This is a genomic window from Pseudoalteromonas luteoviolacea NCIMB 1942 (assembly GCF_001625595.1).
In the GTDB taxonomy this organism is placed as follows: domain Bacteria; phylum Pseudomonadota; class Gammaproteobacteria; order Enterobacterales; family Alteromonadaceae; genus Pseudoalteromonas; species Pseudoalteromonas luteoviolacea_A.
In genome coordinates, this window is the sequence record NZ_AUXT01000208.1 from 1 (window position 1) to 17,575 (window position 17,575).

13 protein-coding genes and 1 pseudogene are annotated in these 17,575 nt (G+C 41.7%); 4 read left to right on the forward strand and 10 right to left on the reverse strand.

Going from position 1 to position 17,575, the window contains the following annotated elements:
- Positions 1–117 (reverse strand): annotated as a pseudogene (locus N482_RS26165) (IS30 family transposase); the annotation flags it as partial.
- Positions 118–284: 167 nt separating this feature from the next.
- On the opposite strand from N482_RS26165, the gene sbcB reads away from it, so the two are divergent.
- On the forward strand, positions 285–1,754 hold the full coding sequence (sbcB, locus tag N482_RS21210; RefSeq protein WP_063378966.1) for an exodeoxyribonuclease I: 1,470 nt from the start codon (positions 285–287) through the stop codon (positions 1,752–1,754).
- A gap of 40 nt (positions 1,755–1,794) precedes the next feature.
- Here sbcB and N482_RS21215 read toward each other — a convergent pair whose 3' ends face one another.
- The 8 genes from N482_RS21215 to N482_RS21250 all read right to left on the reverse strand — a co-directional run bounded on the left by N482_RS21215 (position 1,795) and on the right by N482_RS21250 (position 10,806).
- Positions 1,795–2,964 carry a cystathionine beta-lyase gene (locus N482_RS21215; protein WP_063378967.1) on the reverse strand — a complete coding sequence of 390 codons (1,170 nt, stop codon included), beginning with the start codon at positions 2,962–2,964 and terminating at the stop codon, positions 1,795–1,797.
- Positions 2,965–2,967: 3 nt separating this feature from the next.
- Complete coding sequence (nudC, locus tag N482_RS21220; RefSeq protein WP_081228146.1) at positions 2,968–3,903, reverse strand: NAD(+) diphosphatase; 936 nt, start codon at positions 3,901–3,903, stop codon at positions 2,968–2,970.
- A gap of 248 nt (positions 3,904–4,151) precedes the next feature.
- Positions 4,152–4,946, reverse strand: coding sequence for a glucosamine-6-phosphate deaminase (nagB, locus tag N482_RS21225; RefSeq protein ID WP_063378969.1), 795 nt, complete (start codon positions 4,944–4,946; stop codon positions 4,152–4,154).
- A 251-nt stretch (positions 4,947–5,197) separates the two neighbouring features.
- The gene (gene nagX, locus N482_RS21230; RefSeq protein ID WP_063378970.1) at positions 5,198–6,325 is read right to left on the reverse strand and encodes a transmembrane glucosamine N-acetyltransferase NagX; all 1,128 of its coding nucleotides are present in this window, start codon (positions 6,323–6,325) and stop codon (positions 5,198–5,200) included.
- Positions 6,326–6,393: 68 nt separating this feature from the next.
- Positions 6,394–7,512, reverse strand: coding sequence for an N-acetylglucosamine-6-phosphate deacetylase (gene nagA, locus N482_RS21235; protein ID WP_063378971.1), 1,119 nt, complete (start codon positions 7,510–7,512; stop codon positions 6,394–6,396).
- Positions 7,513–7,514: 2 nt separating this feature from the next.
- Positions 7,515–8,426 carry an N-acetylglucosamine kinase gene (gene nagK, locus N482_RS21240; protein ID WP_063378972.1) on the reverse strand — a complete coding sequence of 304 codons (912 nt, stop codon included), beginning with the start codon at positions 8,424–8,426 and terminating at the stop codon, positions 7,515–7,517.
- A gap of 246 nt (positions 8,427–8,672) precedes the next feature.
- Positions 8,673–9,515 (reverse strand): isopenicillin N synthase family dioxygenase, encoded by an 843-nt coding sequence (locus N482_RS21245; protein ID WP_063378973.1) that lies wholly within the window; start codon positions 9,513–9,515, stop codon positions 8,673–8,675.
- Between the two features lie 181 nt (positions 9,516–9,696).
- On the reverse strand, positions 9,697–10,806 hold the full coding sequence (locus N482_RS21250) for a response regulator (protein ID WP_063378974.1): 1,110 nt from the start codon (positions 10,804–10,806) through the stop codon (positions 9,697–9,699).
- 108 nt (positions 10,807–10,914) lie between these two features.
- On the opposite strand from N482_RS21250, the gene N482_RS21255 reads away from it, so the two are divergent.
- Positions 10,915–14,697 (forward strand): PAS domain-containing hybrid sensor histidine kinase/response regulator, encoded by a 3,783-nt coding sequence (locus N482_RS21255; protein WP_063378975.1) that lies wholly within the window; start codon positions 10,915–10,917, stop codon positions 14,695–14,697.
- A gap of 45 nt (positions 14,698–14,742) precedes the next feature.
- On the opposite strand, the gene N482_RS21260 is transcribed toward N482_RS21255, so the two are convergent.
- Positions 14,743–15,432 (reverse strand): DUF3334 family protein, encoded by a 690-nt coding sequence (locus tag N482_RS21260; RefSeq protein WP_063378976.1) that lies wholly within the window; start codon positions 15,430–15,432, stop codon positions 14,743–14,745.
- 117 nt (positions 15,433–15,549) lie between these two features.
- Here N482_RS21260 and cmoA point away from each other — a divergent pair, with 117 nt between their 5' ends.
- Positions 15,550–16,275, forward strand: a complete 726-nt coding sequence (cmoA, locus tag N482_RS21265) for a carboxy-S-adenosyl-L-methionine synthase CmoA (RefSeq protein ID WP_063378977.1) — start codon at positions 15,550–15,552, stop codon at positions 16,273–16,275.
- 10 nt (positions 16,276–16,285) lie between these two features.
- Positions 16,286–17,254 carry a tRNA 5-methoxyuridine(34)/uridine 5-oxyacetic acid(34) synthase CmoB gene (cmoB, locus tag N482_RS21270; RefSeq protein ID WP_063378978.1) on the forward strand — a complete coding sequence of 323 codons (969 nt, stop codon included), beginning with the start codon at positions 16,286–16,288 and terminating at the stop codon, positions 17,252–17,254.
- Positions 17,255–17,575 lie beyond the last annotated feature (321 nt).

Sequence of the window (17,575 nt, forward strand, 5' to 3'; positions counted from 1 at the left end):
AATCTAAAATCTTTCTTGGGCGACTGTTAATTTTGTATACTACTTCTTGTAGTTCATTATCAGTTATAGTCGAAAAATCTGTTTTTTGGGGAAATATCGACGTATCAACCCATTTGTCCCAGTTTCTCAAGTTATTGAGCCTCTGGCAAACCCGGGGCGATTCATTACTCAAATCCGAAATCCACTGCACTTAGTTGATTATGAATCGAAGCTACTTTTCAGATGTGTTACTATGCATGCGTCAGAAACCAATCACTAAAGCACAATAGATAGCTCACGACTTTATGAAAGAAAACAATAAATTACATACAAAAGAAAATGTTGAAAATATCCCAACTATCTATTGGCACGATTATGAGACTTGGGGGGCAAGCCCTCAAAAAGACAGGCCAAGCCAGTTCGCTGGAATTCGGACTGACTATGACTTAAATATTATTGGTGAACCTCTTATTGAATATTGCCAGCCGGCACCAGATTATTTACCACATCCTGAGGCATGTTTAATCACAGGTATCACACCGCAACATGCGCTTAAACACGGTCTATCTGAAAGCGAGTTCATGGCTAAAATCCATGCTGAGTTTATAAAGCCAAATACATGTGTTGCTGGCTACAATAGCATTCGATTTGATGATGAAGTTACCCGTTACAGCCTATATCGTAATTTCTATGACCCGTATGAGCGCGAATGGCAAAACGGCAATAGCCGTTGGGATATTATTGACCTTGTGCGTGCCTGTTATGCACTGCGCCCAGAAGGGATTGAATGGCCTTTGAAAGAAGATGGTTCACCAAGCTTTAGACTTGAAGAACTCACCGTTGCCAATGGCATAGAGCACAGTGCAGCGCACGATGCTCTGAGCGATGTTACAGCAACCATTGCGCTTGCTAAGTTAATTAAAGAAAAGCAACCAAAGCTATATCAGTTTTTCTTTAACTTACGTACCAAAAAGGCATTAACTGAACTAGTCGATGTGTTTAATATGCAGCCTTTAGTACACACTTCATCACGAATTCCTGCTACACAGGGTTGTACAACTTGGATTGCACCGATGAGCTTTCATCCGGTCAATAAAAATGCAGTTGTATGCTTTAACCTAACACATAACCCAAGTGTGTTGATGGATCTGTCAGTTGAGGAGCTAAGAGCTCGTTTATACACAAAACACTCTGAGCTTGAAGAAGGCGAACTTCCTATTGGTTTAAAACTCGTTCACATTAATAAGTGCCCGATTCTAGCACCTGCAAAAACATTATTACCTGAAAATGCAGCTCGTTTGAGAATAGACAGAGAGCGATGCTTAGAGCATCTAAAGTTCTTAAAATCTCACCCTGAATTACGCGATAAGGTATCTCAAGTATTTGCAGATCAGAGAGACTTTAGTGACACAACTAACCCAGACTACCAACTGTATAATGGCTTTATAAGTAAGGCTGATAAAGCTAAGCTCGCTATCGTTCGCAATTCCTCACCCGTTGAGTTAAGTAGCTTATCTTTAGATTTTGAAGACCCTAAGTTTCATACTTTATTGTTTAGATATAGAGCAAGAAACTGGCCTGAAAGTTTATCTCAATCTGAGCTAGAAACTTGGCGCAAGTATTGTCAGGGTAAGCTTATGCATGGTGAAGACAACCCGTCTATCAATGCCCAGGATTTTATGCTCACTCTCGAAAATCTCGTTTACGAGCATGAAGGGAACGAAAAGAAAGTCTCAATTTTAAAAGCGCTTTACCATTACGCTCAAAGTCTATAAGTAATAAAGGGAGCACGTAAGCTCCCTTTATTCTGTTGAATTAAACGTGCGACTCGTACACCTTTAACGCTTGCTCTAAGTCTGCGATAAGATCTTCCACATCTTCAAGCCCAATGTGCAAACGAATTATCGGCCCGTGTTCCCAACCGGTGGTTGTACGCAATGCAGCCATTGTGCGGCTTGCAGTCACCAAGCTCTCGTACCCACCCCAAGAGAAGCCCATTTTGAAATGGTGAAGACTATCTAAAAACCGGTTGATTGCTTTTTGGTTTCCGGACTTCATAACAAATGAGAACAAACCATTGCTGCCATCAAAATCTCGCTTAAAAAACTCATGTCCTGGGTTCGTAGGTAGCGCTGGATGGCGAACGTGGTCAACAAGTGGGTGATCACTAAGCCAGTTAGCTACCGTAAGCGCACTTTTCTCATGTTGCTGCAGGCGAACCGGCATTGTACGCAACCCTCTCAATGCCAAATATGCATCATCTGCAGATGTACATTGGCCGAGAAGATACGAGTTTTCTCGTAAAATTGGCCAGTATTTCTCACTAGCAACGGCGACGCCCATCATTACATCTGAGTGACCTACAATGTATTTGGTTGCGGCTTGGATACTGATGTCTACGCCATGATCTAGCGGTCTGTAATGCCAGCCATTTCCATAGGTATTATCTAGCATTGTGATAAGGCCATTTGCCTTTGCCTCTTTAACCAATGCAGGTACGTCTTGAACTTCCATGGTGATTGAACCAGGAGACTCTAAAAATAGCACTTTGGTGTTCTCTTGAATAAGATCTTTTATACCAGCACCAATCATTGGATCATAATATGTTGTTGAAATCCCAAGTCCTGCTAATATTTTGTCACACAGATCTCGGGTCGGCTCATAAGCCGTATCAACCATCAACATGTGATCACCTGTCTTTAAAAATGACAGTAAACTTTGGCTTATTGCTGCCGCACCACTTGGGTACAATGCGCACCCAGCACCATTTTCAAGCTCAGTGATGGCATCTTGCAGCGCGTAGTGTGTATTGGTTCCTCTACGGCCATAAAATAGCGTACGATTGCCACGTTCTTTAATGGCTTCGTGCATATCCGCGACAGAGTCAAACACAACGGTCGACGCACGTTGAACGACTGGATTAACTACACCTTGCGTATATTGCGATTTGCGCCCAGCGCTCGCTAACTTAGTATTCTTTTTCATTGTTTACTCTTTTTCTGGTAGTTGACGCCAATGCTCAACTAAAAAACGTGATATTGAATCTGGTCTTGTAAGCTTGTAGCCAGGCGTGTCATCTCCCCACTGCGCAAATTTGTCGAGTTCCTCTCTAGAAAACCACTGCGCATGCTCGAGTTCGTCTTGTTCTACAAAAATATCTGTTGTCTCTGCTGTTGCAATAAAACCAAGCATTAATGAAGATGGAAATGGCCATGGCTGTGACGCTAAATACTGCACATCAGAAATTTTAACACCCGCCTCTTCTTCTACTTCACGTGCAACCGCCTGTTCGAGCGTTTCTCCGGGGTCAACAAACCCAGCTAAAGTTGAATATACGCCTTCGGGCCAGGTTTCTTGGCGACCAAGTAAACATCGCTCTACACCATCGGAAAAAGTGTGCTTAACTAACATGATGACCGCAGGATCTGTTCTTGGGAATGTCATATGCTTACATTCTTTATTTGTACATAAGCGAGCATGTCCAGCCTCAACACTGAAGTTTTCACTACCGCAACGGCCACAAAAACGGTGAGTTTTATGCCAGTAACATAGCCCTCTTGCTAAAACCCCGATAGAAGCACTAACTTGCTCTAGTCTCGGACCGACTTTTCTCATATCGGCAAATTTATAGTCGCCGTCTTGACCGTCGTCTGTGCACAGGCTCAAGTGTTTTTGTAATTCATCGATTAAAAGACCTGATACGTCTAGTGCAAAATACGAAAACTCATCGTCTTTGCCTAAAAATACTGCTTTATTTTTATCAAATTGTTCTATCTGGGACTGTTGTAACAATGCTAATTCGGACAGGTCATGGGAAAAAAGATTTTGGTCGTTATGGATCAATAGCCAACGGCTACGTTCACCATATTGAGTGAGTAACCAATTTTTGTCTTTACGCTGTGCAGACGCCCTATCTAGCGTCATTTGTGTGTAGTACAACAAATGCTTGTCCTTTTTAATTTAGTTTCATTATTGTTATTAAAACTAGCAGGTGTCTACAAAAGAGAGGTATATGCGCAATTACCTAATTGCCCTAATAATCGCATAAATATTACCCGATTGTTTTGCTCTTACTTGCTAAGAAGAAAAGCTAACAATAGTCGTCGGGTTTGCCAATAGTTCAGGCAAAAAAAAAGCCCTTTCGGGCTTTAAAACTACAGTGTGATCTCACACTACAGAGAGGCAAGGTGTGCTTGAAGCTTTTGGTTTTCAGCTTCAATGTGCTTGTAAAACTCAATATTCTCTAACTTGCTTGCTGCCGCTTCGTCTATAACAATCACTGCATCACGGTGCAACTGCAGTGCAGAAGCTGGACATGACGCCGTCAAAGGGCCTTCTACAGTCGCTTTGATTGCTTCTGCTTTGTTTTCACCAGTCGCTAACAAAACAACCTTCTTAGCATCAAGGATTGTTCCTATACCCATCGTGATAGATAAATGCGGCTGATACTCATCAGCGGAGAAAAAACGTGCATTATCGTCAATCGTTTCTTTTGTTAGCGTTTTAACACGCGTTCTTGATGTAAGGCCAGATGAAGGCTCATTGAATCCGATATGACCATTGCGACCAATACCTAGCAGCTGGACATCAACGCCACCCGCTGCAACGATTTGCGCTTCGTACTCTTGGCATGCTTCTACAGGGTTTTTCGCATTACCTGGAGGCACATGTGTATGGTCTTTATTAATATCAACATGATTGAACAACTGTTCATTCATGAAGTATCGATAGCTTTGCGGGTGACTGCCCTCAAGGCCAAGGTATTCATCTAGATTAAAAGTGACAGCGTTTTTAAAACTGATTTCTCCGCTGCGGTTCTTTTCAATCAGATTTTGATATAGCGCCACAGGTGTAGAACCAGTAGCCAAACCCAACACCGATTCTGCTTTACGGTTTAACTGATTTGCGAATATATCTGCACCATAAGCAGCGACTTCAGCAACATTTTTTAGAATTACTATTTGCATGATATTAAAGCTCAATGTTGAGAAAAAATAAGAAAAATGGGATCTGAGCCTTGCTTCGCGTGCAATCAAAACAAGGTCAGATCAAAACCTAATTGGGATACACTGTATTAGGTTATTACCATTATGACAACGCTGTCATTATCATCAGAAAAAAGAGCTTTGTAAAGTAAAAGTGAGAAAAACTTGTATTTTTTTTGTGCCAATAAAAGCGGCTGCTTCTAATCAACCGCTTTTTAGGTGATTGTTATTCATTAAACACTAACGAATATTTTGCGTTTATACATCCAATGCAGTACAAGCAACTGTACCAGTAACAGTGCTATCACAGACATGAGCGGTTGCCAGCTAGCCCCTACAGCGTTAACAAACCCACCAAATACACTTAGGCTCACAAACTCCCAGTTGACTAAGCTAGATGCCAAATAAATAATGATTGAATTAGCACCGATAATGACAAATGGGTAGGCAAACTTCTGGCCATTCAAAATATCAACAAGCGCATAAAACACCGCCAGTAGAATTGCACTCCATCCTATCGTCACAAGTACGAACGAACTAGTCCATAGCTCCTTATTGACCGGGAACTGTATATCCCATAGCCAACCCAATGCTACGCTCATAACGCCTGCCGCAAATAAGTACCCTGCGACTTTCCACTGACCAAGCTTATCTACTTTTGCTATCAATTGACCTGCAAATACACCTGCTATCGCGTTCACTATTGCCGGTACACCCGATAAAATCCCTTCAGGGTCAACGGGCCTATTTTGATAAGTAATACCAGGCAGCAAGTTTTGATCAAACCATGCGTTCCAGCTACCTGTACCAGGTGCTGCTAACTCACCAGCGTTTCCACCAGGCACCGGGATGAAATTCAATAGTAGCCAATAACCTACCAATATTCCTACAGCTACAAGCCCTGTTGTTCTTAAACTTGTGTGCCAAACCAGCATTGCGCAGAAGAACCAAGCGATTGCTATTCGTCCAAGTACACTTGAGTAACGTATTTCATCCAAAGCGAGTGGAATACCTGTTCCCCAACCGTGGTTATACATTACCCCTAAACCACATAGCAGCAACAGCCGTTTTACAGCCTTTTGATAATATGGCATTCGCTCATTAAGCGGCAGGTGATTAATCCGCTTGGGCGAAAGACCCATCGCTACACCAGATAAGAAAATGAACAAAGGGAAAATCAAATCATAAAAAGTAAAACCATGCCATGGGCTATGCAATGTGTGTGCTTCAAAAAGTTTCCACCCCTGCCAGCCTGTCAGCACAAACATAGCAGCAAAAATAGATTGGCCTCCTAAGATCCAAAACATGTCCATCCCGCGCAGAGCGTCGAGTGAGGTCAACCTTTGTTTTTTATTCGTCATCAATACCTTTCCTGTAAAAACAAAAAATCCCCGCTAAACTGCAGCGGGGGTTTTTACCCAGGGAACTTTTAAATTTGTTGTCCACCAATGAAGTTACATAAAACTTCTTGGCTATTATTTAGTAGTACAAAGTCCGCATCAGCACCCTCTAACAAATGCCCTTTATTACTTAGCCCTAAATACTGAGCCGGATACAAAGATGCCATTCTAAGCGCTTCAATAAGTGTAATATCAAGCGTATTAACAGTGTTTCTAACTGCACTTGCCATATCTAATACACTGCCCGCCAACTCTCCAGTTGTAGAGTTTAATCTGTCACCGGTCCTAATAACCTTGCGACCGTCGAAGAAGTCGAACTCCATATCATCTGTGCCTACCGGTGGCATTGCATCTGTTACCAACATGATTTTTCCACGTTGTTTTGAGCGGATAGCCAGTTTTGCCGATGCAGGGTGTACATGATGTCCATCTACAATCAAACCGCACCAAGCACAATCTTCCCATAACGCTGCGCCAACAACTCCTGGTTCTCTCGACGTGTATGCCGACATCGCGTTGAATAAATGGGTAAATCCGTCAACACCGACTTCCAACGCCGCCATTGTGGTTTCAAAGTCAGCATTTGAGTGGCCAATACTCACTTTGACACCAAGGTCAATAAGCCTTTTTATATCTGCCAGAGGTACGGTTTCTGGAGCAAGCGTTACCATCTTAATGCCTAAGTCTTGCCTTGCATAAACGGCAAACTCTTGTTCAGAGATAGGACGAATAAATTGCTCACTGTGCGTCCCTTTTTTAGGGTGAGACAAATGAGGGCCTTCAAAATGGATACCAACCACGCCAGGTTCACTGGCTGCAATAGCTTTTGCTGTTGCATCCGCTGCGCGTTCCATCACCTCAATTTTATCGGTAATCAATGTTGGCATCAGCGCTGTAGAACCATACTTTGCATGAGCCGACACGATTGTTCTCAAGCAGTCTACCGATTGCTCAGCATTGAAAAAGCCACCGCCACCGCCGTTAACTTGAACATCAATAAAACCGGGGGCTACCAAGCCTTCTAGTCTTTCAGCTTGCAAGTCTGAAGCTTGTGTCGCGTAAGAAATTTTACTATCAACAACCAGAAATTCGACATTCTGCTTTAATTTGTGCCCATCAAAGAATTGACTCGCCAAATATTTTTTCATTCTTAAACCGCCTTTTCTGACTGCTGCTCAACACTTTGGATTGCAAAGAAAATTGCGCCCATCTCAGGCGGCTGCTTTGGAGTTTCAACAATCTTTGCAATTTCAGGGTCAAGCCATTTACGTAGGGGCTCTGACAAGCCACCAATCATTGATAACCGTGGTGGATTATTTTCCATCAAGCGGTGCGCTAGATTACTGATGTACTTAGCGCCCGACTCAACAATTTGAAGCGCAACTTCATCTTGGTCTTCTGCTGCCGCAAGTACAAAGCGCGCCAATTGTGCATAGCTGCTAGAAGGTTTACCTGCCATTTGCTCAGCAATACCCATCGCTGTCGTTGTATTAAAGTGTTGCTTTAATGTTTCACTCAATACAGTCTCTGGGCCAAGCTTATCAATGCCTAATAGCGCCGCTTTTACCGCTTCAAGACCCATCCAAGCGCCACTGCCCATATCGCCTTGTGCAAAGCCATGGCCGCCATAATTAACAGAAACGCCATCAACCATTGCAAATCCACATGAACCCGTACCTGTAATGATAACAGCTCCATCGCCACCTTCATGAGCGCCGATACAAGCAGTATGCAAATCAGTCGTTAAGAACATTTGCTTAAATGGGTGGTCCCATCTCATAATTTTGTCATGGAGAGTTGGTAAATTTACACCAGCAAGTCCTAGACCTGCGTAGAGGTTATGTACTGCTTCTATTCTAAGCCCAGCATCCTGCAACGCCAATTGTGTCGATACCATGATCGATTCAATTGTTCTCTCAAAACCATGAAGTGGATTAGCGGGCCCACCAAGACCAGTGCCCAAAACGCCGTTTTTCATCGAGTAGATGGTGGCTCGACACTTTGTCCCTCCTCCATCGATACCTATATACAACTGGTCTTGTTCAACCTGTTTAGCCATCATTAAGCGACCCCTAAGAAGTAAGATATGAACGCGAATTTCATCGCGACACAGTATTCAGTCATGTTGATTTGATGTTACACAATAAATGACAGCGTTGTCATTAAGTTTTTTATTATTTTTCCCCAGTTTGAGAAATTCTAATATTGCACACTTTAAATTAATTGTCAGGAAAAATCGATTTTATCAAAAAAAACGGCATAAAAAAACGGCCTATAAAAGACCGTTTTTTTATTACTTATCAGCAGGTTATTTAACACCTAATTCACAAAGGCGTTCTTGCAAGTATGAATCAGCAGTGTAACGTTCTGACAAAACCACCTCTGGTTTAGGGTGTAAAAATAGAGGCAATGAAATGCGAGATTTATCGCTTGCTTTACCCGTTGGGTTAATAACTCTGTGAATTGTAGACGGAAAATAGCCGCCTGACGCTTCTTGTAACATGTCACCGATATTGATGATTAATGAACCAAAATCACAAGGTACATCTAACCAACTGCCGTCACCCTTTTGAACTTGTAAACCTGGTTCATTTGAAGCTGGAAGTACAGTTAACAAGTTAATATCACCATGTGCTGCAGCGCGTATTGCGCCCGGCTCTTCATCACCAGTCATTGGCGGGTAATGTAAAACGCGTAATAACGTTTGATCTGAGTCTAGGATCATATCTTTTAGATCGATCGAAAACTTTGCACGTACATCTTTTGGTGATTCTGCTTGAACCCAACTTAATAGCTCAGCAGCAAATTCATTTGCAAGGCGATAGTACTCTCTAATTTCAGCTTCTAGCTGAGCAGGTACGCGCCCTTTTGGATAAACGTGAAAATATTCCTTAATATCTTTTACAGTAAAGCCTTTAGCGACTTCTGAAACTTCCGGTGGAAAATAGCCGTCTTGAGTGTCCTTGTCAAATAGGAAGTCGTGCTTTTCTTCTGTGTAGAAGAATTCTTGCCAGTTTTTATAGATAGACTCAACTAACTCTTTAGGAATTGGATGATTTTTTAAAACACCAAAACCTGTGTTACGTAGAGACTCAACAAATTCTTTTGCTGCTGCTTCTGACTTATAATCAACTGTAGGTAGCTGTTGCATAATGGTTCCACCAATTTAATTGCGTGACTTCAATTCAAAACATTAATTAGAAGAATTATTTATAATTAACCTTTAGAATAAAGATATAAAATCTTTGCTCGGCGAGCTTAGTGAAATACGAGGCCACATATAAGGACTTATGTCCGCCCTATTGTCGATTAGTCTAGTTCATTGACACAGATCAATCAGCTCCTAGAGGTATTTGAATCACCCACTCTAGCCCGCGCTCCTTTTCAAAAATCTGATAGCTACCGTTTAGAGCATTGGTGATTAAGTTTGCCGTAACTGCCGCACTCAACCCAACATGACCCGCGTTTCCTCTTTTTGTTGTTACAAAAGGCTTCAGCAATTCTTCTACAGTTAAGTTTTTCAACCCTTGGCCATGATCATAATAAATGATTTGCGTGGCTTGTTCCGCCTCTTCCACTTCAATTGTAATGGGCTTTGAATTGTCTAGCTTGCCATGTGCCAAAGAATTGGCAATCAAATTATCCAGCACAGTCGATAAAACTTCATCATCGGCGATTATCGTGCTCGTATATGTGCAAACTTTCAAATGCACAGTTTCATCCTGCCAGCGCTCTTTCAGACCCTCGAAAAAACCGCTCGTTTTAATTTCTCGTGGATTACTTGGCCGTTCCACTTGTGCAATCTCTTTGAGCATTTTTACAAACTTTGCAACCCTTATTAAGCTTCTCTCACATAGCCTTGCACTTTCTAAAGAGTCGACAAGTCCATCCGACAATTGCTCTGCACTTAGTATTTGGCCGTCAAATGCGCCTCTTAGTTCGTGTAAAATGTCATCAAAATGTGTCACAGCTGTTATTGCGGTGCCCAATGGGGTATTTATCTCGTGAGCAACACCTACTACCATTTGGTTCATTACATGAGATAAATGCTGACGAACAGCCAACTTGTGGGCCTCAATCAGTTTTAATTGGGTTTTTACCCTCGCGATTACTTCAGCAGGTTTAAAGGGCTTGGTTATATAATCCACACCACCTACTTCTAAAGCCGCTACTATATTGTCTGTATCGCTTTGGGCACTGACAAAAATGATAGGAATTTGTGCCGTACTTTCTGCTTTTTTTAATTCTTTACAAAACTCCAATCCGTTCATTTGTGGCATTTTTATATCGGAGATGATTAAGTCTGGCAAATGCTCACCAACAATGGTTAATGCTATCTCAGCACTGATAGCTGCATAAACCTTATGCCCTTCATTACGTAGTATAAGCTGAAGGATCTGTAGATTTTCTGCGACATCGTCAACAATTAGGATGTTCGCCATGTAAACACTCCTTACGGTTCTTCCGTTTTTACCGTCTGTAATCACTTCGCTTGTTAATTACCCTCGGCGGTCTATTGTTAATATTAGTAAAGTTTTGGAAAGTAAGTTATGTCAACAAAAACAATGTTTCATTCGTTTTTTGTAATACTCTTAATCTTGCTAAGCGCAGGGATTATCTCGCTATTAATCTGGCATGGTAATATGTCTAAATACATGCAGCGCTTTAATTCAATTAACAATCAACATGAAGCCTTTGTTAACCTGCAATCTATGCGCGCTGAGCTTTTCTTTAGCCTCAGTAATTATAACGATAAAAAAGACAGCGCAAGCCGTAGCCTCGCAAGTGCAGAGCTAATTAGTCTAAGAATACAGTTCGAGTCTTTACAACCTCACCTTCAACCTAGTATTAGCACTAAATCGACCATTGATGCTGTAAATAACTACAACCTACTCTACAACGTCGCAGAAGAAGCACTGGTCAGAGATCTTAACCAGGCGAGATACGACTTAGAAACAGAGGCATTTGAAAATGCTAATCGCTCCAGTATTGACGCTATTTTTCGGGCTTTGGATCAAACCGACCAGCAAATAATAATTACGCAAAATCAAATTGACGCTATACAAGGTAGGTTATTAGTGTCCTTATCTTCTATCCTAGTTTCCCTGCTTTTTATCGGAGTCGCTGCTTATTTTTATTTAGCTAGGCGCTTGGTAACACCATTCAATGTTCTACACCAAGCTTTTTGTATCAATAATCCAACCCAAGGAGGTGTGTCTTTACCAAAAGGGCTACAAGGTGAAGTTGCAGACGTTGTTGAAGCCGTCTCACTCACATACCAAAGCTTGGATGAACGTGCAGACATAGCCAAAATTAGACATGCATTTGGACGTGAAGTGAGACACTGCGTTGACCCCGAAGATATGAGAGTCACAACAGCCAATTTTTTAGCTCACAATTTTAACGCGCCAAGCGTTGCGATATACAGCTATAACAACAACGAGTTTATAGAACAAGTCTGTGTAGGGTTTCCCGCTTTTTTTGATGAATCTTCTTCGCAAATTCAAAGGCTCATATCAGAAAAAACAATCCAAACTTTTTTGAGCCAAAAAGCACAAGCCATGCTTACAAAAAATGAATTGTCATTAGCTCTTCACTCTGTGCTGTATTTGCCCTTAGTAATAAATGAGGAGTTAGCCGGCGTCACCGTTGTCGCTTTAACAAGCCCGATAAGCGAAGCACAGCTACACTGCCTAAACCTACTTTCTGAAGATTTAAGTATACAACTGAGACTGAGTGAGAATACGCAGAAACAAATAGAAGCTGAAAATGCATTGGCTGCACATTTGGAACTCACGTTACATATAATTAATGCCATACCAAATCCAACCTACTATAGAGATAAACAAGGTATCTTTATGGGCGTTAATCGGGCTTTCTTAGCCTTCATCGACAAATTTGAAGTTGAGGTTTCTGATTCTCATTTACATCAAGTTTTTGACATGCAGACAGCCACCTACCTTGAGTCGAAATCAAAGCACACTATCGAGCAAAAAGAAGCCCACTCCTTCTCTTTATCAATGGAGAACAGCCTAAAAGAAATGCGAGAGCTCGTGGTTTATGAAGCACCTTTTTTTGATAGTTTGGGTGAAGTAGGCGGAGTTGTTGGTACATTTTTAGATGTGACCGAACGTAACGAACTTGAACGTCAAATGTTGAAAGCCAAAGACGAAGCCGATAAAAATGCTCAGGTAAAAGGTGAGTTTTTAGCAAACATGAGCCATGAAATACGCTCGCCAATGAATGCCATCATTGGTATGTCCCACCTCGCACTCAATACTGATTTGTCGGCTCAGCAAGAAGGATACATAACTAAAATTGACTACGCAGCAAAGCAACTATTGAAATTAATCAATGACATTTTAGACTTTTCTAAAATTGAGGCTGGTAAGATTGATATCGAGTACATTCCCTTTCAATTAGACAAAGTACTCGACAACGTGGCAACAATTGTTGGCATCAAAGCTCAAGAAAAACAATTAGAGTTTATTTTTAACGTACCTACCGATTTACCTATTAATTATTTAGGTGATCCGCTTAGAATATCGCAAGTCCTTATCAACTTGGCGGGAAATGCCGTTAAATTCACAGAGAAAGGCTGTGTATCAGTCTCAATATCAATGCTGGGCTTAGAGGACGAACTGGCAAAACTCACCTTTTCTGTGAAAGACACCGGTATTGGCATGAATCAAGAACAGCAGAAAAAGCTCTTTCAATCATTTTCGCAAGCAGATACATCAACAACAAGAAAATATGGTGGTACGGGCCTTGGGCTAACAATATCTCAGCAACTTGTGAAGCTCCTCGGGGGAGAGATTTTTGTAGAAAGTGAACCTGATAAAGGTTCTGAGTTCTACTTCACTCTACCATTAACCATCAATAATCACGCTTCCACTTTATTACAAGACTCAAATAAGTTCACAGGCAAGCACGCGTGCATTGTTGATGACAGTGAGGATGCAAGAGACATTCTTATTGAGATGTTAGAAGGTCTTGGCTTGAAAACCACCGCTTTTCCAAGTGGCAGTGCTTGTATAAAAGATTTGCAGCAGCAGAGTCAGAAGTTCGACATCATATTTATTGACTGGTTTATGCCTGATATAGACGGGCTAGAAACCGTTAAGCAACTAAAGTCGCTCGGGATAAAGAGCCATTTTGTGCTAGTGACCGCGCATGGCCATGATATCGCGTTAAATGATGCACAAAAAACCCTGTTTGACAGCATGTTACTTAAACCGCTAAACCCTTCTAATTTGGTGGATTGTTTACAAGCATCTTTCATATCTGCTCCGAGTTCAAAAGCACATCACCCAGCGCAGATTCCTGACAAACGTTTAAATGGCATCCATGTCCTTGTTGCTGAGGATCAACCTGTGAATCAAGAAATCGCCGTTGAAATACTTTCATTCCACGGCGCACAGGTTAATGTGGCCAACAACGGCGAAATAGCTATTCAACAGGTCACTAATAACCAATTTGATGTCGTGCTAATGGATATGCAAATGCCAGTAATGGACGGGATACAGGCAACTAAGCTGATACGAGAGTCCATTTCGCCTGAAACACTTCCTATATTGGCTATGACGGCAAATGCGATGGGGCCTGATATTCAACTCTGTCTAAACGCAGGTATGAACGGTCATGTCGCAAAGCCAATTGATGTCGAGGGGCTAATAGAAGCGATTATAGAGGTAACCTGTCACACCCCGCCTGAATCACACGCCTACCAAGACCCTTCTCCTGCTCCTGAAATACCAAACACAAAAGAGGATATCGAATTGGTTGGTATTGACGTTGTCGAGGGTATTAGGCGCGCAGCCAGTAACGAAGAGATATACTACAAATTGCTTGAAAAGTTTGTTTTTGAGCAAATCGAAGAGATTATTAACCTAAAACAAGCCATTGAAATTGGCAATTACGAACTGGCACTGCATATTCTGCATGCAGTCAAAGGTGCAGGCGCGAATCTGTCAATGACATACCTAGCTGATTTAACAGAAGAACTAGAGCAACAAATCAAGGAAGACAATGTTAACGTAGATATGCTCGACACGCTTTTAACACACCTTCAGACAACCAAACAAAAAGTATCCGTTATTAAAAGCATTAAAGTCGCACCTGAAGTGGCACCATACCATTGTTCTTTGAGTGATTTTGCAACAGCTTTGAAGGAATATGATTCGAAGGCGACGGAACTAGTAGAGCAATTAGAGGTAAACGAGCCTCTAGACTTAGAAACAATCAACGAGTTAAAAGTTATGGTCTCTCGCTTTCAATTCTCAGAGGCCTACGACCTACTTGAATCGGCAACAGACAATAGCTTAAACGAATGAGTTTAAAGCCATGCTGTGTAGGAGCATAGCTAATCTTAGATTTAGCTACAGACCCAATTCGGCCATAAAGTCATCATCAGCCGAGTCTTCTTGCGTGTCAGCTGGCTTTTCCGCCTTTGCTTTTGCCGATGTCGTATTTTGTTTCGCGATAATGTCATCCGGGTCAACAGCTTCAGAAATATCAAAGTCATGTAACTTGATAAACTCTGTTTTATCCATGGCAAGCTCTAGATAGAAAATGTTTTGACCTTGCGTTGTGAAGGTGACACGCCTTGCTTGAGGTCGGTCCATTGTTGTATCAACAGAAATTTGTACTTGCTTGTTGATTGCCATCATCTTAGGTTGGTTTTGAGTAATAGACGTATGCAGCTGCTCTCGTACTTTGCTTGTGAAATCACCTACAATTTGGTTCATCAACTCACCTAGTACATTTGATACATCATCCGACAAATGACTTTGCGCTATTTCACTTTCAGGCATGCCCATATTACGCATATAATCTTGATAGACTTCCATCGCTGCTTGCGCTGTAAAGTTAGTTACAACCAATCCAGTAAAACCGCCATCAAACAACACAAAGCAACCGATATCAGGTCTCATACAGGTACGTGTAATTTTTTGTACCATCGCCGAAAAAGCGATTTGATTGCCACTTGCAGAAGACAAAACTTCTGTAACCGAGTGACATAATGTTGATAGGATATCTTCTGTGCTGACCACTTTATTTTTCGCCATTTCTTATCTCATTTTTTACTTCTTATGACTAATAGTAGCCAAGCTACTCAATTTATCACTGACTATCCAGTATAAAATGCTAAAATAGCGAGATTATTTTTGTATGAGAGTAGTAATGTGACTGGCAAAGACAGTATTTATGCCACAGAGCAAAAAGTTAAGGACTTCACCTTCGACGAAAATGTGGTCGAAGTGTTTCCAGATATGATACAGCGTTCCGTTCCCGGTTACGCCACAATGGTCAACAACATGGGAAAGTTGGCTGGCCAATTTGCACAAAGTAATTCCAACCTATATGACCTAGGGTGCTCTTTGGGTGCAGTAACTCTGAGTATGAGACGAAATATCAACAAAGAAAACTGCCAAATCATTGCTATTGATAACTCAGCACCAATGGTTGAACGTTGTCAGCTGCATTTAAAAGGCTTTAGGTCAGACGTACCGGTAGACGTGCAACTTGGTGATATCAATGATGTAAACATTGAAAATGCCAGTGTCGTTGCCATGAACTTTACCTTGCAGTTTATTCCACAAGATCAAAGACAGGCTGTGCTAGAAAAAATATATGCTGGCCTTAAACCGGGTGGTGCCCTGCTGCTCTCAGAGAAGATTAAAGGCGAAAATGACATAAGAGACAATCTATTGGTTGATTTGCATCACGACTTCAAACGTCAAAATGGCTACTCAGAGCTTGAAATCAGTCAAAAGCGAACTGCCATTGAAAACATTATGCGTACAGATGCACTGAGCACACATTTAGACCGGTTAAGCACTGTTGGCTTTTCGAACACACAAGTGTGGTACCAATGCTTTAACTTTTGCTCAATGATTGCTATTAAATAACGAGGACATTATGAACGCTTGGTTTACTGACTTTTATGCCGCTATCGCCAAAACGCAATTGAGTCACTGGCTCGATACGCTGCCTGCTCAATTGACCCATTGGCAAAATGAAGCGCAGCATGGTGATTGGCCTAAATGGGAAAAGGTGTTGAAGAATCTACCTGAGATCAATACCGACCAAATTAACATTGAAGATCGCGTAGAGTTCAGCTCCAGCGACGAATTGTCTGTAGGTCATAAAAAACAATTAAATCATTTATTAAAGCGAATGATGCCTTGGCGCAAAGGTCCATTCCATATTCATGGCATTCATATTGATACCGAATGGCGCAGTGATTGGAAATGGGACAGGCTACTCCCCCACATCAGTGATCTACACGGCCGCACAGTACTAGACATTGGCTGTGGTTCGGGTTATCACCTATGGAGAATGAAAGGCGCAGGTGCAGAGTTTGTCGTAGGAATTGATCCTTCGGATTTGTTTTTAAGCCAATTTCAAGCGATAAAACACTTCAACCCAGTTCCTAGCGTGCATTTGTTACCTTTAGGCGTTGAGCAATTGCCTGAATTAAAAGCTTTCGACACCGTTTTCTCAATGGGTGTACTTTACCATCGTCGCTCACCTATCGACTTTTTAAGTCAATTACGTGCACAACTTCGCAAAGGCGGTGAGCTCGTGCTCGAAACATTGGTTATTGAAGGTGATGTGAATACCGTTTTAGTACCTACAGACCGCTATGCGAAAATGCGCAATGTTTGGTATATACCAAGCTGTGACGCCCTGAAACTATGGTTAGAGCGCGTAGGATTTAAGAATGTCCGCGTAGTCAATAAAGATGTGACTTCGCTTGACGAGCAGCGTAAAACTGAGTGGATGGAAACAGAGTCATTAGCAGATTTCTTAGACCCTCAAGACCCATCAAAAACAATTGAAGGTTACCCAGCTCCATTACGCGCAATTTTTGTCGCTGAAGCTTAGAATTCTCTTTGCCTATGCTGCCATAACTTGGGGCATAGGACTTCCTCTCTAATAACCCCTTTAGGCAAATTACCTATCAATGGATTGAGCGCTTTTGCTTATTAAGTGAGTGCCAGTAGCTGCGACACTTAAGATTGCTCAAACTACATAATACGATGCCCTATAAAGAAAAATCCGCTAGATTAGCTGTCTCTTATACACAAATCCCTGCTAAGAAATTAGCGGGGTTTTTTTTGAACTAAACCTCAATCTCATGATCAGATCTTCAAATACTATATGGAGACACATTGTGATTAACGAGCATACTCACTGGGCAGAGCT